Below are 18,734 nucleotides of genomic sequence, written 5' to 3' on the forward strand. Positions count from 1 at the left end.
TATGAGAGTGCTTTCACCTCCCTGCCAGGGCGTGTTCGCTCACACCTTCGGGCACGCGACCACGCCTTCCCCGACAACGAGAGGACCACCGCTATGCCGGACTCCCAAGCCATCCCCACCCACTGGTACAACATCGCCGGAGACCTGGATGTCGCGCCGCCTCCGCACCTGCATCCCGGCACCCGGGAACCGGTGACAGCCGACGATCTCGCGCCACTGTTCGCGACGGGCTTGATCGAACAGGAGTTGTCCACCGAGACGGACATCGCGATCCCGGAACCCGTCCGCGAGGCGTATGCGAACTACCGCACCACGCCGCTGATCCGCGCCCGGTCGTTCGAGAAGGCCCTGGGCACCCCTGCCCGCATCTACGTCAAGTACGAAGGGGTCAGCCCTGTAGGCAGTCACAAAGTCAACTCCGCCGTCGCGCAGGCCTACTACAACTCCCTCGACGGGGTCACCCGCCTGACCACCGAGACCGGCGCCGGGCAGTGGGGCTCGGCACTGGCGTTCGCGTGTGCCAAGTTCGGTATCGACCTCGAGGTGTGGCAGGTGCGCGCCTCGTACGACTCCAAGCCCTACCGACGCTTCCTGATCGAGACCTACGGCGGCACGGTCCATGCGAGCCCGTCGGAGCTGACCGAGGCGGGACGTGCGGTGCTCGCCCGGGACCCCGGCACCCCGGGCTCGCTCGGCATCGCCGTGTCCGAAGCCGTCGAGGTCGCGGTGAAGGACCCGCACGCCCGGTACACGCTCGGCAGCGTGCTCAACCACGTCGTGCTCCACCAGACGGTGATCGGGCTGGAGGCGGTCGAACAGCTACGCGCAGCGGGCGAGGACAACGCCGACGTCGTGTTCGGCTGTGCCGGTGGTGGTTCCAATCTCGCCGGCCTGGCGTTCCCTTTTATCCGCGAAGTGATCCACGGTCGCGCGAAGACGCGTGTCGTGGCCGTCGAGCCGACCGCGTGCCCCTCCATCACGCAGGGTGAGTACCGGTACGACCACGGTGACATCGCCGGACTGACCCCGCTGCTGAAGATGCACACCCTCGGACAGGACTTCATTCCCGACCCGATCCACGCGGGTGGGCTCCGGTACCACGGCATGGCGCCGCTCCTCAGCCACACAGTCGAACTCGGATACGTCGAAGGCCGGGCGGTCCGTCAGACAGACGCCTTCGCCGCCGCCGTGGAGTTCGCGCGGAACGAGGGAATCGTTCCCGCACCCGAGGCGTCACACGCGATCGCGGCTGCCGCCGACTACGCCAGGGGGCTCACCGAGCCGGAGGTGATCGTGATCGGCCTGTCCGGCCACGGGCAGCTCGACCTGCCCGCCTACGACGCCTATCTCTCCGGGCGCCTGACCTAGCCGATCCGGCCGGCGGCCGGTCCACGACGTGCCGCTCGGCCATACTGGAGAGGTGCCGTATGCCTCTCGAGAGGACGCCGGGCGGCAACTCGCCCGCGCGGCAAGGCACCTGCGCGACGCTCGCGATCCCGTGGTGCTGGCTCTGCCGCGCGGGGGGATCCCTGTCGCGCGGGAAGTCGCCCTCGCGCTGGGCGCCCCGCTCGATGTCCTGGTGGTGCGCAAACTCGGGGTGCCGTGGCATCCCGAGCTTGCGATGGGAGCCATCGCGGAAGGCGGGTTCCGCGTCCTCAACGACGACGTCGTCCGGGTGAGCCGGATCGACGACGCCACGATCGCAGCCGTCGAAGCGCGGGAGCGCGCCGAACTCGAGCGGCGGGCCGACCTGCTGCGCGCCGGGCACGCGAGACTCGAGTTATCGGGCCGCACCGCGTTGATCGTCGACGACGGCATGGCTACCGGCGCCACGGTCGCGGTGGCGTGCCTGGCTGCGCGTGCGAGCGGCGCCGTTGTCGTGATCGTGGCCGTCCCCGTCGCCTCCCCCGAGGCTGCCCGCCGGGTTGCCCGGGTCGCCGACGAGGTGCTCTGCCCCTGGATTCCGCGCGACACGAACAGCGTGGGCGCCGCGTACGACGACTTCCATCAGCTCGAGGACGACGAGGCTGTCCGGATCCTTCGCAGCAGTCGACTGTGATCTGCAACTCATCGACCATGTAGCATCGTGCCCATTACCCGGCGGTAGGTTGTGTTGTGCACATCACGCTTATCGGACTGTAAATTATTCGCAAATCGGACGCCCGGGTGATGCAAATCCCAATGAACTGTGATGCAATGCACACCGCAGATTCAAAAAGATGGAGGGTCGCAGTGAGTGAGATTGCCGTACCACAGTCGTTCTCGATTCCGGAGAACGTCTCGATGGCCGATTCGGTGTTCCGGCACGAGAAGGAGTCCCCGGAGTTCGTAGCGTTCGAGCGGCCCATGGACGGCAAGTGGGTGAAGGTCTCCGCACGAGAGTTCGCCGACCAGGTCCGCAGCGTCGCCAAGGGCCTGATGGCCTCGGGCATCGAGCTCGGTGACCGCGTCGCGATCCTCGCCGGGACCCGCTACGAATGGGTCCTGCTGGACTACGCGATCTGGACCGCGGGTGGCGTCACGGTGGCCATCTACGAGACCTCCGCCGCCGATCAGTCCAAGTGGATCCTCGAAGACTCGGGCACCTCGATTCTCGTGGTGGAGAAGGACGAGTACGCCGACGTCGTGCGTGAGGTCGCCGACGCCGCACCTGCCCTTCGCGAGATGCTCACGATCGAGCCCGGCTCCGGCGGCAAGAGCGCCGTCGACGAGCTCATCGCCCGCGGCGCCGCGATCACCGACGAGCAGGTCGAGGAGCGCCGTGCCCAGGTCGTCGCGGAATCCGGCGCGACCCTCATCTACACCTCGGGCACCACGGGCCGCCCCAAGGGTGTGCTGCTCAAGCATCGTCACCTTTACGCCGAGTCGACGGCGTGCGCCATCGCCCTGCCCGACAGCATGCAAGCCGGCCGTCGCACGCTGCTCTTCCTGCCGCTCGCGCACGTCTTCGCGCGCCTGATCTCGTTCTCGGCCTTCGACAGCCGGGTGACGGTCGCGCACACCTCGGACCTGACGACCCTGCTCGACAAGTTCGCCGAGTTCCAGCCCGACTTCATCCTGTCGGTGCCCCGGGTCTTCGAGAAGGTCTACAACTCCGCGAAGCAGAAGGCCTACGACGGCGGCAAGGGCAAGATCTTCGAGAAGGCCTCCGACGTCGCGATCCAGTACAGCCAGGCGCTCGAGACGGGCGGACCGGGCCTGGGCCTGAAGATCAAGCACGCGGTCTTCGACCGGCTCGTCTACGGCAAGCTGCGTGCTGCTCTCGGCGGCAAGGCGAGCATGGCCGTCGCCGGCGGTGCCGCACTCGGCGCACGCCTCGGACACTTCTTCCGCGGGGTCGGCGTCAACGTGCTCGAGGGCTACGGCCTTACCGAGACCACCGGCGGCATCATCATGAACACCCCCGCCGCGCAGAAGGTCGGCAGCGTCGGCAAGCCCTTCAACGGCTGCGCCGCGAAGATCGCCGAAGACGGCGAACTGCTGCTCAAGGGCCCCCAGGTCTTCGAGGGCTACTGGCAGAACGACGAAGCCACCAAGGACGCGATCCGCGAGGGCTGGTTCCACACCGGCGACATCGGAGCGATCGACGAGAACGGTTTCGTCTCGATCACGGGCCGCAAGAAGGAACTCATCGTCACCGCGGGCGGCAAGAACGTCGCTCCGGCGATCCTCGAGGATTCGCTGCGTGCGCACCCGCTGATCAGCCAGGTGATCGTCGTCGGTGACGCGAAGCCCTTCATCGGTGCGCTGATCACGATCGATCAGGAGGCGCTTCCGGGTTGGCTCGAGCGCCACAGCCTGCCGGCCGGCACTCCCGTCAGCGACCTGATCAAGAACGCAGACCTGATCGCCGAGATCGACACTGCTGTCGCCGACACCAACAAGAAGGTGTCCAAGGCCGAAGCGATCAAGAAGTACCAGATTCTCGATACCGACTTCAGCATCGAGACAGGCGAATTGACGCCGACGCTCAAGCTCAAGCGGAACATCATCCACGAGAAGCACGGCTCGGAGATCGCCTCGATCTACAACTGATCGAGACAGTTCTACGTAGTAACGCTGCACACTGTGCCCCTCGCCCAACCGGCGAGGGGCACAGTGCGTTTCACCCATCCCGGTCACGCCAGCGGGCGCGCCGCCGCACCCGCCGCGTTCACGACACCTCGAGCACGAACCCGGCGACCTCTTCCGTCACGAGCCGGTGTCCGGGCTCGTGCAGCAGGTCGTGCCCGGCATCGGCATAGTCCCGCCACCGCAGAGTGGGGATGGACGCGGCCCACTCACGCACGGGTCCGACGGGCGCCAGCCTGTCGTCGAGGCCGTGCAGGGCGAGCGCCGCCGAGCCGGTCGTGGAGAGCAGAGCCGCGGTCTCCGGAACCGCAGCTCGGCGCGGCGTGCCACAGAGCACGACACCGACGAACCGTGCCGCATCGGAGCGCAGGAGCGCGAGAGACGACGCCGCGCCGAGCGAGTGGCCCATGAGCACGAGCGGCACTCCACTCGATTCGGCGATCGCGGTGAGCGTTGCGAGATCCGCGGCATGGTCCGCTATGTCTCCGGCCCGCCCCGGTTGCCCTTCCGACAATCCGTGCCCCGCCAGATCGAGGCCCCACAGTGCGATGCCGTGCGCGGCGAGTCCCCCGGCGAACCGGTGGTAGTGACCGGTGTGCTGACCCATCCCATGCGCGAAGATCACTCCGGCGCGGGGCTCGTCGACGGACCACTGCCGCCAATGCATCCGGCCGGTGCTTCCCGGGAAGAACGGCATGGGCGCATTCTTCCATCCGGGTCACCAGCCGGGGGTTCACCAGCAATGGCCCTCGCCACGGTAAGTGGGTACTTCGGCGCAGGTCTCGCCGTCCACGACGTACAACCGAGCGAAACGCTCACACAGTTCACCGGCCTTCGCGTGCCGGAACCAGACCCTGTCGCCGATCGGGATGTCCCGGGCCGCACGACCCGTCACCGGTGTCTGCACCTCCCCGGCACCCTCGTTACGGAGCAATCTCAGTCCCGCAGGCCGCACGGGCCGCGGCACCCGCGAGCCGGAGGCCGGTCCCGAGGCGATGTAGCCGCCGCCGAACAATGTCGTGATCGCCGCTGTGGGTTTCCGCACCGCGGGCAACGCGAAGAAGAGCGACGGCTGGGGGGTGAAAGCGCGGTAGTGGTCGAACAGCGTGGGTACGTAGAGTCCGGATCCGGCGGTGACCTCGGTGACGACCGCATCGGCGGAGCTGACCTCGAGAGAACCCGTTCCACCGCTGTTGACGATCTCGAGGTCGCCGATGACCGCACGCACCGCGTCGACCACGGTCCCGCGCCGGGTGGCGAGCTCGGCAGCGGACGCGCGCTTGACCCAGCGGACCGGAGCCGAAGAGTCCGGGAGACCGGCGATCTGGGCTTCGTAGAACATCACTCCGACCACGGTGAAGCCGGCGGAGTCGGCACGGCGCGCCAGCGCGGCCACTTGGTCCGGGGTGCGCAACGGCGAACGTCGCACCCCCAGATGCACCGGTCCGACGCGAAGCGATGCGTCGACGTCCACGCACACCCGTGGCCGTACGCGCGCCGCCCCCATGGCATTACGGATGATGCTCAGGTGCGCGTCCGAATCGATCATCAACGTGATCGAGTCGAGCGCGGCGGGGCGAGAAGCCAATTCGGCGAGTGCGCCGCGATCGACCGTCGGGTAACCCATCAGCACGTCGCGTGCTCCTTGTTCCACGAGCCACAACGCCTCCCGCAGGGAGTACGCCATGATCCCGCGGAATCCCTCACGCTCCGTCAGTTCGGGACCGAGAACCTCCTCGAGGACCGCGCGGCACCGCACCGATTTGCTTGCGACCCGGACGGGCGTGCCTCCCGCACGCCGGAGCAGGTCCTGTGCATTTCCGCGCAGGGTCTGCAGGTCGAGTGCAGCGAAAGGCGGATCGAGTTCGGCGGTGGCGGCGTCGAGTCGGTCGAGGGCAGCGTGGAGCACGGCACATCCATCCGGTTGTCGGTCGGAAACGTCGATCGGGTCGATCAAGGTCGTTCGATGGCGCGGGAGGCGATGATCCCCGCAAGGTTGTCCAGTTCGATGGTCACCGCGTCGTTGTCCTGATCGACGAGCCAGCGGAGCACGAGCCCGTCGAGCAGCGCCAGCGCCAGTCGCGCGAGGCTGGGGACGGGTTCGATCCATTCGGTGCCGGATCGGTCGGCGCACGCCAGCAGGAAGTGGCCCGCGTGGTCGTCCATCCGCTGGTACTGCAGTGCCGCGATGTCGCCGCTCGCAACGGGCGAACCCGCACCGGTGGGCGCGATCCCGGCGGGCCGGTGCCGCAACGAGTACGCGGTGATCTCGTAGGTGAGCAGCTGGCGTCCGGCCGTGAACTCGAGAGCGGGCCACATCGCGGTGAGGCCCGCGTGCAGGAGCTGACGGAGTCCGATCAGCCCCTCCGGGCCGGGCCCGTCGTCGGGAATGTCGAAGGCCGCGTTCATGGCCTCGCCCAGCTGGTCGATGAGCGTTTCCGCCATCGCGATGACGAGCGCTTCCTTGTTCTCGAAGCAGTAGTGCACGACACCGAGGGATACCCCGGCCTTCTCGGCGACCGCACGGACGGTCACCGCGCCCACTCCTCCCTGCTCGGCGAGCGCGAGCGCGGACTCGACGAGTTGTGCCCGGCGCTCATCCGCGGGCAACCGATTCAGCATGGTCCGATCGTAGATCGCGGTGTCACTCCGGTGTGGCTATTGACCTGAACGGTTGTCCAAGATCATGATTGTGCGATGGCAACCTGGCACAACTGGGCGCGGACCGAAGCGGCGTCACCCCGGCGTTTCGACACCCCCCGCACGATCGACGATCTCGTCGCCGTGGTTGCCCGCGCGTCCCGGCGCGACGAGCACGTCAAGGCGGTGGGCGCGGGCCATTCCTTCACAGGCGTCGCCGTCACCGACGGCACGCTGGTGTCGCTCGGCGCCCTCTCGGGAATCCTCTCGACGGAACAGACCCCCACCGGAGCCCTCGTGACCGTGTCCGCGGGCACGCGCCTGCGCGACCTGAGTTCGATGCTATGGGAGATGGGACTGGCGGTACCCAACCTCGGCGACATCGACGTCCAGACCATCGCAGGTGCCATCTCGACCGGAACACACGGCACCGGAACGGGTTTCACAGGCCTCGCGGCTTCGGTGCGGGGACTGACCATCGTCCTCGCCGACGGAAGTGTGGCGGAATGTTCACCCGAGCGCGACCCGGCGCTGTTCGAAGCCGCCCGGCTGGGCCTCGGCGCGCTGGGCATCCTCGCGACGGTCACCCTCGACTGCGTACCGGCGTTCCGGCTGCGCGCACACGAAGCGCCGTCGTCCTTGCACGAGACACTCGAAAACATCGAATCGCTTCGGACCGGCGTGGACCACTTCGAGTTCTACTGGTTTCCCCACACCGACGGTGTGCTGACCAAACACAACACCCGACTGGGCGGCGCCGCCCCCACCCAGCCGGTCGGACGGTTCCGAGGACTGCTCGACGACGAGGTCCTCTCCAACGGCGTGTTCGGAGCCTTCCAGCACGTCGGCACCCGCGCTCCCGGCGCCATCCCGCAGCTCAACCGGATCGCCTCGCGCGCCCTGTCCGCCCGCACCTTCGTCGACCGCAGTTACCGGGTGTTCGCCTCCCCGCGCCGGGTCCGGTTCCGCGAAATGGAATACGCCATCCCGGTCGGGACCCTGCCGGAGGTGCTCCGCGAGATCGACTCCTGGCTGGAGGCAAGCGGCACCCGGATCGGGTTCCCCGTGGAAGTGCGCTTCGCCGCACCGGACGACGTCTGGTTGTCGACCGCGTACGGCCGCGAGACCGCGTACGTCGCCGTGCACCAGTTCCACCGGCGCGACCATCGCGCGTACTTCGATGCGGTCGAGTCGATCATGCGTGCCGTGGGCGGCCGTCCGCACTGGGGAAAGATGCACGGACGCGCCGCCGGCGACCTGCGCGCGACCTACCCACGATTCGATGATTTCCTGGCCGTACGCGATCGGGTGGACCCCGCCCGCATGTTCGCCAATCCGTATCTCGACCGGGTGCTCGGCGCATGACGGACGCCGCCGCGCTCAGGTGAACGCAGCTCGGATCGAATTGCGCGCGAGGAGCTTCCGCTCCTCTTCGGTGAGACCGAGCTCGTCGTGCAAGGCAGCGAATACGTCGTCGATGTAACCGCCGAAGTACGCGGGATCATCGGAGTTGATGGTCACCGCCAAGCCTGCATCGAGCATCCGGTGCAGCGGGTGCGCTGCCAGCGAGTCGACGACGTGCAACCGCACGTTCGACAGCGGGCAGGTGGTAAGCGGGATCTGTTCCTCGACGAGGCGCTCGATGAGGGCAGGATCTTCCAGCGAACGAATCCCGTGGTCGATGCGTTCGGCACCGAGCAGATCGAGCGCCTGCCACACGTACTCGGGCGGCCCCTCTTCGCCGGCATGCACGGTGATGTGCAAACCCTCCGCCCGGGCGCGCGCGAAGACGTCTTCGAAGAGTGACGGCGGGTACCCGACCTCCGCCGAATCGAGGCCGAGCGCGACGATCGGAGCCTGAAGGCGCATCAGCTCACCGAAGATCGCGTGGGCGTCCGGTACCGGATGGTCGCGCACGATCGAGGCGATCATCGCCGCGTCGACGCCGAACTCCCGGCGGGACACCGCGACGGCATCGGACAGCCCCTCCACCACCTCCGTGAGCGGGACTCCGCGCACCACATGCGCCTGCGGATCGAAGAAGAACTCGGCGTGGGTGATCCCGGCACGTGCAGCGCGCGCAAGGTACGCACGGGCGAGATCGGAGAAGTCCTCAGCGGTGCGGAGAACCTCCATGTTCGCGTAGTACAGATCGAGAAACGACTGCAACCCCGTGAACTCGTGCCCGGCCAGGAGGTAGTCGACGTCCCCGTGCGGCAACGTCACGCGGTTGCGTTCGGCCAGTTCGAGCATCATTTCCGGCTCGAGCGTGCCTTCGATGTGCACGTGCAGTTCGGCCAGTGCATCTTCCGGTGACGCGTGCTGTCCCACGTCGCCGAGGTCGTCCCTCGATGTCACGGGCGTGTCCCCTCTGCCGGCCCTACCGGCCCTGCCACACGGGTGGCCGCTTTTCCGCGAACGCCGTCGCACCCTCGCGCGCATCTTCGGAGACGAACACGGGAGCGGCCAGTTCCATCTGCTTGGAGAATGCTTCGTCCGACGCCCAGTCCACCGACTTGGCGATGATCTCCTTGGTCACCGCCACGGCCAGCGGACCGTTGGCGGTGATGCGCTCGGCCAGCGCGAGAGCGCCGTCGAGTGCCGCACCGGGCTCGGTCAGCGTGTTGACGAAACCGAAGCCGTGGGCTTCCTCCGCAGTGAAGGAGTCGCCGGTCAGAGCCAGTTCCATCGCCTTCTGGTACGGAATGCGGGACGGAAGCCGCAGCAGGCCACCGCCTGCCGCGACCAGACCTCGTTTGACCTCGGGGATGCCGAACTTCGCGTTCTTCGCCGCGACCACCAGGTCGGTCGCGAGAACCAGTTCGGTGCCGCCGGCCAGCGCGAAACCTTCGACGGCCGCGATGAGCGGCTTGCGGGGCGGGGCTTCGGTGAAGCCGAGTCCCTTACCGGGGATCGCAACGTTCTCACCCGCGACGAATGCCTTGAGGTCCATCCCGGCGCAGAAGTTCCCGCCGGCGCCGGTCAGCACACCGACCGAGAGTCCGGCGTCCTCGTCGAGGGTGTCGACCGCGTCGGCGAGACCGCGACTGACCGCCGCGTTGACCGCGTTCCGCGCGTCGGGCCGGTTGATGGTGATGATGAGGACTCGGCCACGACGCTCGAGCAGGACTTCGTCGGACATGAATGCATCCTTCTGTTGTGGGGTGCGGACCGTCCCCGCTCGCCCGGCCGGAGAATTCGGTTACCCGGTGTATACCGGACGCCGGCGGTCGCGAGATGTCCTGTCCCACCGCTCACGCCACCCGCACGGCCACCGGATAGACGAACCCCTCGTCGTCGATGTACACCTGGTCGCCGGTACGGAACCACCCGTCGTCGGAGAACGTGTCGGCCGTCCCTACCGGGTCGTTCCAATAGCGTCTCGCCACGCTGGGGCCCCGGCACAGCAACTCACCGACACCGCTTTCGGCGCCGGGGCCGAGAAGTCCCACCTCGATTCCCCCGAACGGGACACCCACACTGCGGGGATGCTCCTTGCGGTACTCGGACGGCAGCAACAGCCCGATGCCGCCCGTCTCGGCCACTCCCCATCCGCGGACGCATCGCGCGGAGGGGAACGACGCACGAGGATGCCGCCACGGCACCCTGATCCCGCGCGAACCCGACGCGACCACCGTGCCGCCGAACGCCAGCGTGGGCAGCAACTGCACGCTGCATCCGACCGACGTCGACAGCGGCGCGGTGATGACCGTGCGGGCACTCTCCCCCGCCAGATTCATCGCGCGCGCGACTGCTTCGATCGTCGACAGCACGTTGGTGTTGGTCAGTTCGACCCCGTGCATGCCTCCGCCCCATCTGCGCACGTAATACAGCAGTGCAAGTTCGTCCGGCGACGCTCCGCCGTCGAGGAACGCGATGCCGTCGGGCGGTGGACCCTGAAGGCAGAGCACCGCACCGCTGTCGGACACGATCCACTCGAGTTCGGCTTCGCTGCACGCCGGATCGGGCAGAACGGGTACGGCACCGGCGAGTACGACGCCGAGAAACGCTCGCAGCCACTCGAAACCGTTGCAGTAGTCCACGACCACCCGGTCTGCCGGTCCGACCCCTTGGTCGAGCAACCCTCCCGCGACCCGCGCCGCCGCCGACCACAGGTCGCGATACGTGAGGGTGTTTCCCGAACGATCAACCGCTGCAACATTGTTCGAGAATCTGAGTGCACTGCGATCGAGAAGTTCTGCCAGGCACGTTTCCAGCCCTTCGTACTGGAGGATGCCCCCGGAACGACGCGTGACGCGCTCGTCCCTCAACCACCCGGCCCCAGCGGGAATCTCCACCACCGCCAATGACATGCCACCTCCCACGGCTGCGCGTGGTTGAACTATATGGCGCGCGTCACACTCGGGGGGCGTGAACGACGAAGCGGCGTAGAACGCACACGCCGGGTCACAGTGCAGCGCTCTCGGCAGCAGTCTGCGCGCCCGCCTCGCGCCGCAGTCTCTGGCTCCGCGGACGTTCGAAAGCCAGCGACGCGACGAGACCCACCAGCAGGACTGCCGTCGGCAGCCACATGGACTGGGCCATCGCCGCCGCGAACGGTTCGCGCAGGGAGACCGGCATCTCGAGGGCATCCATCTCGGACGCACCACCACTACCCAAGCCGTTCGTCGACAGTCGCGCTGCCATGAGCGATCCCAGTGCCGCGCTGCCGAGCACCGCCCCGACCTGCCGGGTGGTGTTGTACACACCGGAACCTGCACCGGCGAGGCCCCGCGAGAGGTGATTGGTGGCGGTCGCCGACAACGGCGACCAGATAGCGGCGCTCGCGACGCCCATCAGCCCGATCGGCAGCAACAACTGCAGAGTGGACGTATCGGGGGTCATGACCAGCGACAGCCATGCGAACGCGATGGTGAGGAGGGCGAACCCGCCGGACGCGATCACCCTCGGATGCACCCGGTCGACGAGACGGCCCACGCCCGGTGCGAGCACCCCGCTCAGCACCGCCATCGGAATCATGAGCACTGCTGCGCCGGTCGGGCTCAGCCCCCGCACCGCCTGGGCGTAGAACATGAACGGCAGCATCACGGACGTGATCGCGAAGCCGATCGAGGCGATCCCCACGTTCGCCAGGCAGAAGTTGCGGTCTCGGAACAACACGAGCGGCACGAGTGCCTCGCCGCGGGTGACCGCCTGATACCGGACGAACGCCACCAGCAACGCGATGCCGGCACCGATCAGCAACCACACCCTCGCGGACCAGTCGTACGAGTTGGCTTCCTGGATGCCGAATACGAGACAGAACAAGCCCAGACCGCTCAATATCACGCCGGGAATGTCGAGGCGGTGAGCGTGAGTGGGCAGAACCGGCACATACCGGACGGCGAGAAGGAACCCGACGATGCCGACGGGGACGTTCACGAAGAAAATCCACTCCCACCCGAGAGTGTCCACCAGAACACCGCCGGCGAGGGGACCGGCCAACGTCGCGATGCCTGCCACCGCCCCCCACAACCCCATGGCACTGCCACGACGGCCGGGCGGAAAGATCCGGGTGATCACGGTCATTGTCTGCGGCGACATCATCGCGGCGCCGAACCCCTGGAACACGCGCGCCACGATGAGCATCTCGACCGTCGACGACATGCCGCACCACAGCGACGCTCCTGTGAAGACGACGAGACCGCTCAGGTACATCCGCCGGGGGCCGAAACGATCGCCCAGCCGTCCGGTGACCAGTAGCGGCACCGCGTACGCGAGCAGGTAGGCGCTGGTGACCCAGACGACGCTGTCGATGTCGGTCTCGAACGCACGCAGGATCGCCGGGTTCGCCACGGCGACGATGGTGCTGTCCACCAGGATCATGAAGAACCCGAGGCACAGCGCAGCCAAGGCCGCCCATTGCCCACCGGTCCCCTCCGACGTAGCCGCACCGCTCCCCTCGGTAACACCGCTCACGAAAACCCCTCCGCTCCTCGAAGGTCTACGGTATCCCGGTGGACCCGCATCTCTCGAGCATCGCCACCTTGGCATGGTGCCGTGCACTCGGACTCGCCGACACCGCACTCACCACGCCCGGTGCGGTACTGCGCGTGGACGCGACGACGCGGACCCTTCGCATCCTGCGGGTGGGCGACGCCGTCGCGGTGGTCGGTCCCGAATCGGCCGTGTCGGCGATCGCGGAACTCACGCCCGACCGAATCGACGAGACCGCGGTACGCAACGCCACCGGCGGGCGCGCGGTACGCATCGAGGATCTCGGACTGTGCGCCGACTGGGTGGACGCGACGCGCGTACGCGACCCCCTCGTCTCCCACGAGGCCGAGGACCTCGCCGAACTCTTGCGTCACTGCCCTCCCGACGACGTGACCGAAACCGATCTGCCGCTCGCGTGGCCGAGCCGATCGTTCGTTCTGCTCGACGACGATCGCCGGCCCCTCGCCGGAGCGGGCTACCGCGAACTGCATTCGCTGCTCGCCGACGTGCGTGTGATCTCCGCACCCGAGTACCGGCGGCTCGGACTCGCCGCGACCGTGACGACGCTCGCGACCCACGACGCGCTCGACACAGGCTTGATCCCCATGTCCCGGGTGCGGCGGGGCAACGTCGCCGCCCGTGGACTCGCTGCCGTGTCGGGGTACACCGAATGGGGAACACAGATGACCGTGCGACTACCCGCCGACCCGTAACACGCGTCGGCCCGAGACAGAGCGAGGTGCGCCGTGGCCGAGAACCGCGGATCAAACAAGAAGACCGGCGGCACCTACGTCGAGCCCGGTTCCGGCTTCACGCGTGACACCCGGTACATCGACACCCGCATCACCGCCGACGGCCGCGACGGCTATCCCGTCGAACCCGGGCGTTACCGGCTCGTCGCGGCGCGGGCGTGCCCATGGGCGAACCGCGCCGTGATCGTGCGGCGACTGCTGGGGCTCGAAGACGCGCTGTCGCTGGGCCTGTGCGGTCCCACGCACGACGAACGCAGCTGGACCTTCGACCTCGATCCCGGCGGCGTCGACCCGGTACTCGGCATCCCGCGGCTGCAGGACGCCTACTTCGCCCGGTTCCCCGGGTACGACCGGGGAATCACCGTTCCCGCGATCGTCGACGTCCCGACAGGCGAAGTCGTCACCAACGACTACGCGCAGATGACGCTCGACTTCTCCACCGAGTGGACGCAATATCACCGGGACGGCGCACCCGAGTTGTATCCGGAGAGGTTGCGGGACGAAATCGACGAGGTGGCCGACGCCGTGTACCGCGACGTGAACAACGGCGTGTACCGGTGCGGGTTCGCGGGTTCGCAGGCGTCGTACGACCAATCCTTCGACCGGCTGTTCGCGCGACTCGATCAGCTCGAGGAACGACTGGGCACCCGTCGTTACCTCGTGGGCGATTCGATCACCGAGGCCGATGTGCGACTGTTCACGACTCTGGTGCGCTTCGATCCGGTCTATCACGGCCACTTCAAGTGCAACCGGAATCCGCTCACGGCGTTTCCCGCGCTCTGGGGATACGCCCGAGACCTGTTCCAGACACCCGGTTTCGGCGACACCGTCGATTTCGTGCAGATCAAGCAGCACTACTATCTCGTGCACACCGATATCAATCCGAGCCGGATCGTTCCGCGAGGGCCCGATCTGTCGAATTGGCTCAGTCCGCACGGACGGGAAGTCCTGGGCGGGAGACCGTTCGGCGACGGCACTCCGCCACCGCCGCCGCGCGTGGCCGAGAGCGTGCCTCCCGACCACGCGCCGCGTCGTCACTCGCCGAATCCGTGACCGGGGTAGGTGCCGATACTGAAGTACACGCCGTGCGGGTCGCGGCAGGTGAACCCGTGTGATCCGTAGTCCTCGTCACGGAGTTCGACGGTGATGGTCGCACCGGCGTCGACGACCTTCCGGTACAGGTCGTCGGCTATGGAGTCCTCGGGTACGACGAGATACACCGAGCCGTCGTCGGGCTGCGGCCTCAACGCGGTCTCACGCTTGACGGACCCGAGCATCAGTCCGCCGCCGTACGGCCACGTCAGTTCGGCGTGGTCGACGCGGTCTCCCTCCCCGTAGACGGCGCTTTCGGCGAATCCGAGGGTGTCGACGAGGAAACGAATCGCGGCCCGCGCGTCGCTGTAGGACAGGCAGGGCCACACTCCGGGGGCCTGGCCGAGCGATCCGCTGCCGGTGGTTGTCGTCGTTGCTGTGGTATCCGATGTGTTTGTCATGGCCCCAGTCTTCGCGCCGGCGGCTCACTCGTCTTGGACGATTGGGAACACTTCCTCGGCCAGCCAGCGGGACGGCGGCACACCGGCGAGGTCGCGCCACTCCCGGGCCAGGTGGGCTTGGTCGTAGTAGCCGCACACGGCGGCGACGTCTGCGAGGCGATGCGGTCCCGCGGTACGCAACAGGTTCCGTGAGCGGTGAAAACGCGCGACCCGCGCGACCTCTTTGGGTGGGAGGCCGAATTCCGCGACGAACCGTCCGGTGAGATGCCTTCGGCTCCACCCGAGTTCGTCGGCCACTGCCCGAACCGGACGTCCCGGATCGGACACCAGCATCCGCCACGCCTGCGAGAGTGCGCTCTCTATTTCCACGTCGCCACTCGCCACGAGGCGTCTGGCGAGGACGCGATCGAGAATGGCGAATCTCGCCGGCCACGTGGGCGTGCCGGCCAGACCGTCGTTCAGTTCCCGATAGTCCACGCCCAGCACGTCCTCGAGATCGACAGCCCACGACCCCAGTGCGGCGGCGGGTACGCCGAGGAGGGCGCGGGCGCCCGAGGGTGTCAGCGACAACTGGATCCCGTGCTGGAATCCGGTGTGCGCGATGATCACCGGCTCGGACGACAAACCACTCGCGAGTGCGTCGAATATGTCGGGCGGTCCGACGTCGGGAAGCAGGGCAATCGGCTCGCCAAACGTGATAATTACCGTAACTTCCGGTGACGGCATACCGCGGTGGATTCCGGGCGGAAAGCCCGCCAGCCGATATCCTTCGTACCAACGCACGAACGGTCTCAGCAGCGGCGCAGGCCGCTGCCGAGCACCCTGGGAAACCCCAACTGCGCCAGACGAGCCGGTCACACGACAAGCGTAACCAGCTCCCGCAGGAAAGAGGACAGAAGCCGAATGAAGGACACCACGGGACCCGTCGAGAAAATGCTCGTGCGGTTGCTCGACAACGGCAGCAGGCTGCAGGGACCCGCAGTTGCGAAGTACGTCGAGCTCCTGCGTCGCGCGCATCCGGACGAAACCCCCGCACAGATCATCACTCGTCTCGAAAAGCAGTTCCTGCTCGGCGTCACGGGCAGCGGGTCCGCAGTGGGCGCGACCGCGGCCTTCCCCGGAGTGGGCACCGTCGCGGCGATCGGCGCGGTGGGCGCAGAGACGATCTTCTTCCTGGAAGCGTCGGCGCTGCTCACCCTCGCGATTGCGGCCGTACACGGCATCGAACCCCACGACCACGAACAGCGACGGGCACTCGTGCTGGCGGTCGCGCTCGGCGACGCCGGCAAGGAGATCGTCGCGGCGGCCACAGGTACGTCGATGAAGAACTTGCCGAAAGCGCTCACCGGCCAACTCGACAACAAGCAGTTGAAAGTCGTGAACAACTCGCTCGTGAAGGGGTTCGTTCGCAAGTACCTCGCCAAACGGAGCGCACTGGTGCTGGGCAAACTGGTCCCCGCCGGAATCGGTGCGGCGATCGGTGGTGCGGGCAACCGTGCGATCGGCAAGCGCACCATCACCAACGCCCGCGACGCCTTCGGCCCGCCGCCTGCGACGTGGAGCGAACTCCGGACGGTGCCTCCCGCGGTCTGACGGTGGACGCGCCGTCGGGCGCCCACAGCACCAGGACGCGTTGACCCGCCGGGATGCTGCGATCGGCGACGACGACATCGCGCGTCGTGCGACGCCGATTGCAGCCCCGGAACCGCTCCCCGGGCACGTTTCCGTCCTCCCGCGTGGACTCGGTCGTCTGCCCATTCCCGTGATACGGACATCGTGAGTCGTCGCGGTCCTGCACGTAAGCTCACGAAGGCTCGTGGCACGGTGCCGCGTGGCCGAGTGCAAGGGGGTTCTCACCGGTGACAACACCGTCAGCGCACACGCCGTACGGCGGTGCAGGATTCGGTGGGCAGCCGTCTGTGCCGCCCGCGGGGATCGTCGTCCAGGGACTGACCAAGGCGTTCGGCACACACACCGCGGTGGCCGACCTGAGTTTCACGGTTCCTCCCGGTTCCGTCACCGGTTTCCTCGGCCCCAACGGTTCCGGTAAGACGACCACGCTGGGCATGGTGCTCGGCCTCATCCGCCCGACCTCCGGAGCCGCTTTCATCGACGGTGTCCCGTTCACGGACCTCGAGCACCCCGCACAGATCGTGGGCGCGGTACTCGACGCGCGCAGCGCACACCCGAAACACACGGCTCTGACACACCTGCGCGTGTACTGCGCGGCAATCGGGGTTCCCGACACCCGCGCGACGCAGATGCTCGATCTGGTCGGTTTGGCGCCCGCCGCGAGGCGCCATATCGGTGAGTTCTCGCTCGGCATGCGCCAGCGCCTCGCGCTCGCGACAGCGCTGCTGGGGCAGCCGCGGTATCTGGTCCTCGACGAACCGGCCAACGGTCTCGATCCCGAGGGCATGGCCTGGCTGCGCGATTTCCTCGTCTCCTACGCCCGCAACGGCGGGACGGTGCTGATCTCGAGCCACATCCTGCGCGAGGTCGAACAGATGGCGGACCGCCTCGTCATCATCAGCAACGGAGCACTGGTGGCCGCGAGCAGCATGGAGGAACTCCGTGCGACGTACCGGCCACGTGTCCTGGTTGCCGCATCGGACCCTGCCCGGCTCGCCACCGCCCTCGCCGCGGCCGGGCACACCGACGCGCAGGTCCAGCCCGACGGGCGCCTGGCGGTCGTGGGCCTCTCGGCCGACCGGATCACCACACTCGCCGCCGAATCAGACGTCACCCTCTTCGGCACGACGGTCGAAAGTGTCGACCTCGAGCAGGTGTACCTGTCGATGACCGTCGGTCGCTACACGGCTACGCACCCCGGACCGGGCGGCCCGTGGAGCGGCCCCGGCGGGGGACAGACGCCGTACCCGCCCCAGCACTACCCGGCCCAGCAATATCCGCCTCAGCAACACCCCGGCCAGCAGTATCCGAACCCGCAGTACCCCGGACCCCACCAGCAGTACGCGCCGCAGCCGTATCCCCCGCAGCCGTACTACGGCCCACCGCAGCAACAGCCGACCGGATCAGAAGGACCCTCCGCATGACCGCGCTCCTGACTGCCGAGTTCCGCAAGGTACTGAGCCTGCGCTACTGGTGGATTCTCGGCATCGCTCCGCTCCTCGTCGGATTGTTCTGCGGGGCGCTGACGCTGCCGGTGATGCGTCAACTGGAAGACGTGGTCGGCGAAGACTTCGCGGAGGCCGCCGCAGCGGCAGTGGGTATCTCGCTGGCCCTGGCACTGGTGTTCCTCTTCTCGGCGTTGTTCGGGGTGGTCAACACCGGCAGCGAATTCCAGCACCGGACCGTGATCACGACGTTCCTCACCACGCGGGGCCGCGACCGGGTTCTCGCGACAAAACTGGCGGTCGTCGCGATCTTCGGTCTGGCGTACTGTCTCGTCGCCGAAGCCGTTTCCGCCCTGACCATCTTGTTGTTCGGCGGCGGGTTCAGCGGTGCCGATTTCGGAACGGTCGGCGCGGTCCTCGGGACCGGTCTGCTCTGCGCGGTGCTGTGGGCGCTGATCGGCGCGGGACTCGGACTGCTCACCGGCTCGATGACGGGTTCCGTCCTCGCGATCTGCGCGTGGATCCCGTTCGGTGAACTGATCGTCTCGCTGGTCCTGCACGGGATCGGGCTGGGCGCGATCGCGCAATACCTGCCCGGACAGGTCACCTGGTACACGCTGTTCTCGGTGGTCGAAATGCCGGACGACGCCGAGATGGCGGTGCGGTGGCCGCTCGCACCCCTCGTCCTGATCCTCTGGACGGTGCTGTTCTGTGGCCTCGGCTGGTGGCGGACCCGCAACCGCGACTTCGTCTGACCCCGCGCG

18 protein-coding genes are annotated in these 18,734 nt (G+C 67.7%); 9 read left to right on the plus strand and 9 right to left on the minus strand.

The window, feature by feature from the left end; all coding sequences use genetic code 11:
* Nucleotides 1-93: 93 nt before the first annotated feature.
* The 3 genes from ACFWU2_RS07140 to ACFWU2_RS07150 all read left to right on the plus strand — a co-directional run bounded on the left by ACFWU2_RS07140 (nucleotide 94) and on the right by ACFWU2_RS07150 (nucleotide 4,035).
* Nucleotides 94-1,368, plus strand: coding sequence for a TrpB-like pyridoxal phosphate-dependent enzyme (locus ACFWU2_RS07140; RefSeq protein ID WP_378603108.1), 1,275 nt, complete (start codon nucleotides 94-96; stop codon nucleotides 1,366-1,368).
* 52 nt (nucleotides 1,369-1,420) lie between these two features.
* Complete coding sequence (locus ACFWU2_RS07145) at nucleotides 1,421-2,059, plus strand: phosphoribosyltransferase (protein ID WP_378603111.1); 639 nt, start codon at nucleotides 1,421-1,423, stop codon at nucleotides 2,057-2,059.
* 173 nt (nucleotides 2,060-2,232) lie between these two features.
* The gene (locus tag ACFWU2_RS07150) at nucleotides 2,233-4,035 is read left to right on the plus strand and encodes an AMP-dependent synthetase/ligase (protein ID WP_378603114.1); all 1,803 of its coding nucleotides are present in this window, start codon (nucleotides 2,233-2,235) and stop codon (nucleotides 4,033-4,035) included.
* Between the two features lie 118 nt (nucleotides 4,036-4,153).
* On the opposite strand, the gene ACFWU2_RS07155 is transcribed toward ACFWU2_RS07150, so the two are convergent.
* From ACFWU2_RS07155 to ACFWU2_RS07165, 3 genes are read right to left on the minus strand one after another with little or no spacing between them, the layout of a single operon-like run.
* On the minus strand, nucleotides 4,154-4,768 hold the full coding sequence (locus tag ACFWU2_RS07155) for an alpha/beta hydrolase (protein ID WP_378603117.1): 615 nt from the start codon (nucleotides 4,766-4,768) through the stop codon (nucleotides 4,154-4,156).
* A 36-nt stretch (nucleotides 4,769-4,804) separates the two neighbouring features.
* Nucleotides 4,805-5,980 (minus strand): amino acid deaminase/aldolase, encoded by a 1,176-nt coding sequence (locus tag ACFWU2_RS07160; RefSeq protein ID WP_378603120.1) that lies wholly within the window; start codon nucleotides 5,978-5,980, stop codon nucleotides 4,805-4,807.
* 44 nt (nucleotides 5,981-6,024) lie between these two features.
* On the minus strand, nucleotides 6,025-6,693 hold the full coding sequence (locus tag ACFWU2_RS07165; protein ID WP_378603123.1) for a TetR/AcrR family transcriptional regulator: 669 nt from the start codon (nucleotides 6,691-6,693) through the stop codon (nucleotides 6,025-6,027).
* Between the two features lie 75 nt (nucleotides 6,694-6,768).
* On the opposite strand from ACFWU2_RS07165, the gene ACFWU2_RS07170 reads away from it, so the two are divergent.
* Entirely contained in the window at nucleotides 6,769-8,076 is a 1,308-nt protein-coding gene (locus ACFWU2_RS07170) for a D-arabinono-1,4-lactone oxidase (RefSeq protein WP_378603126.1), read from the plus strand.
* Nucleotides 8,077-8,091: 15 nt separating this feature from the next.
* Here the strand turns inward: ACFWU2_RS07170 and ACFWU2_RS07175 are convergent, their stop codons facing one another.
* The 4 genes from ACFWU2_RS07175 to ACFWU2_RS07190 all read right to left on the minus strand — a co-directional run bounded on the left by ACFWU2_RS07175 (nucleotide 8,092) and on the right by ACFWU2_RS07190 (nucleotide 12,630).
* Nucleotides 8,092-9,069: an adenosine deaminase gene (locus ACFWU2_RS07175; RefSeq protein ID WP_378603129.1), complete on the minus strand. Its 978-nt coding sequence runs from the start codon at nucleotides 9,067-9,069 to the stop codon at nucleotides 8,092-8,094.
* A gap of 22 nt (nucleotides 9,070-9,091) precedes the next feature.
* Nucleotides 9,092-9,853, minus strand: coding sequence for a crotonase/enoyl-CoA hydratase family protein (locus ACFWU2_RS07180; protein ID WP_378603132.1), 762 nt, complete (start codon nucleotides 9,851-9,853; stop codon nucleotides 9,092-9,094).
* A 112-nt stretch (nucleotides 9,854-9,965) separates the two neighbouring features.
* On the minus strand, nucleotides 9,966-11,024 hold the full coding sequence (locus ACFWU2_RS07185; RefSeq protein ID WP_378603135.1) for a class I adenylate-forming enzyme family protein: 1,059 nt from the start codon (nucleotides 11,022-11,024) through the stop codon (nucleotides 9,966-9,968).
* 94 nt (nucleotides 11,025-11,118) lie between these two features.
* Nucleotides 11,119-12,630: an MFS transporter gene (locus ACFWU2_RS07190; protein ID WP_378603138.1), complete on the minus strand. Its 1,512-nt coding sequence runs from the start codon at nucleotides 12,628-12,630 to the stop codon at nucleotides 11,119-11,121.
* Nucleotides 12,631-12,668: 38 nt separating this feature from the next.
* Between ACFWU2_RS07190 and ACFWU2_RS07195 the strand changes: the two genes are divergently transcribed.
* Complete coding sequence (locus ACFWU2_RS07195) at nucleotides 12,669-13,361, plus strand: GNAT family N-acetyltransferase (protein ID WP_378603141.1); 693 nt, start codon at nucleotides 12,669-12,671, stop codon at nucleotides 13,359-13,361.
* A 33-nt stretch (nucleotides 13,362-13,394) separates the two neighbouring features.
* Entirely contained in the window at nucleotides 13,395-14,453 is a 1,059-nt protein-coding gene (locus tag ACFWU2_RS07200; protein WP_378603144.1) for a glutathione S-transferase family protein, read from the plus strand.
* Here ACFWU2_RS07200 and ACFWU2_RS07205 read toward each other — a convergent pair.
* Together ACFWU2_RS07205 and ACFWU2_RS07210 are read right to left on the minus strand one after the other, a co-directional pair.
* Entirely contained in the window at nucleotides 14,435-14,893 is a 459-nt protein-coding gene (locus tag ACFWU2_RS07205) for a VOC family protein (RefSeq protein WP_378603147.1), read from the minus strand. The two genes, ACFWU2_RS07200 and ACFWU2_RS07205, sit on opposite strands and share 19 nt — an antisense overlap.
* Nucleotides 14,894-14,917: 24 nt before the next feature.
* Nucleotides 14,918-15,751, minus strand: coding sequence for a helix-turn-helix domain-containing protein (locus ACFWU2_RS07210; RefSeq protein ID WP_378603150.1), 834 nt, complete (start codon nucleotides 15,749-15,751; stop codon nucleotides 14,918-14,920).
* Nucleotides 15,752-15,796: 45 nt separating this feature from the next.
* Between ACFWU2_RS07210 and ACFWU2_RS07215 the strand changes: the two genes are divergently transcribed.
* From ACFWU2_RS07215 to ACFWU2_RS07225, 3 genes are all read left to right on the plus strand, one after another.
* The gene (locus ACFWU2_RS07215) at nucleotides 15,797-16,486 is read left to right on the plus strand and encodes a hypothetical protein (protein ID WP_378603153.1); all 690 of its coding nucleotides are present in this window, start codon (nucleotides 15,797-15,799) and stop codon (nucleotides 16,484-16,486) included.
* Nucleotides 16,487-16,752: 266 nt separating this feature from the next.
* Complete coding sequence (locus tag ACFWU2_RS07220) at nucleotides 16,753-17,949, plus strand: ABC transporter ATP-binding protein (protein ID WP_378603155.1); 1,197 nt, start codon at nucleotides 16,753-16,755, stop codon at nucleotides 17,947-17,949.
* Nucleotides 17,946-18,725: an ABC transporter permease gene (locus ACFWU2_RS07225; RefSeq protein WP_378603158.1), complete on the plus strand. Its 780-nt coding sequence runs from the start codon at nucleotides 17,946-17,948 to the stop codon at nucleotides 18,723-18,725. Before ACFWU2_RS07220 ends, ACFWU2_RS07225 begins: the two co-directional genes overlap by 4 nt.
* Nucleotides 18,726-18,734: the final 9 nt, after the last annotated feature.

The sequence above is a fragment of the Rhodococcus sp. NPDC058639 genome, assembly GCF_042717545.1.
GTDB lineage: Bacteria > Actinomycetota > Actinomycetes > Mycobacteriales > Mycobacteriaceae > Rhodococcus.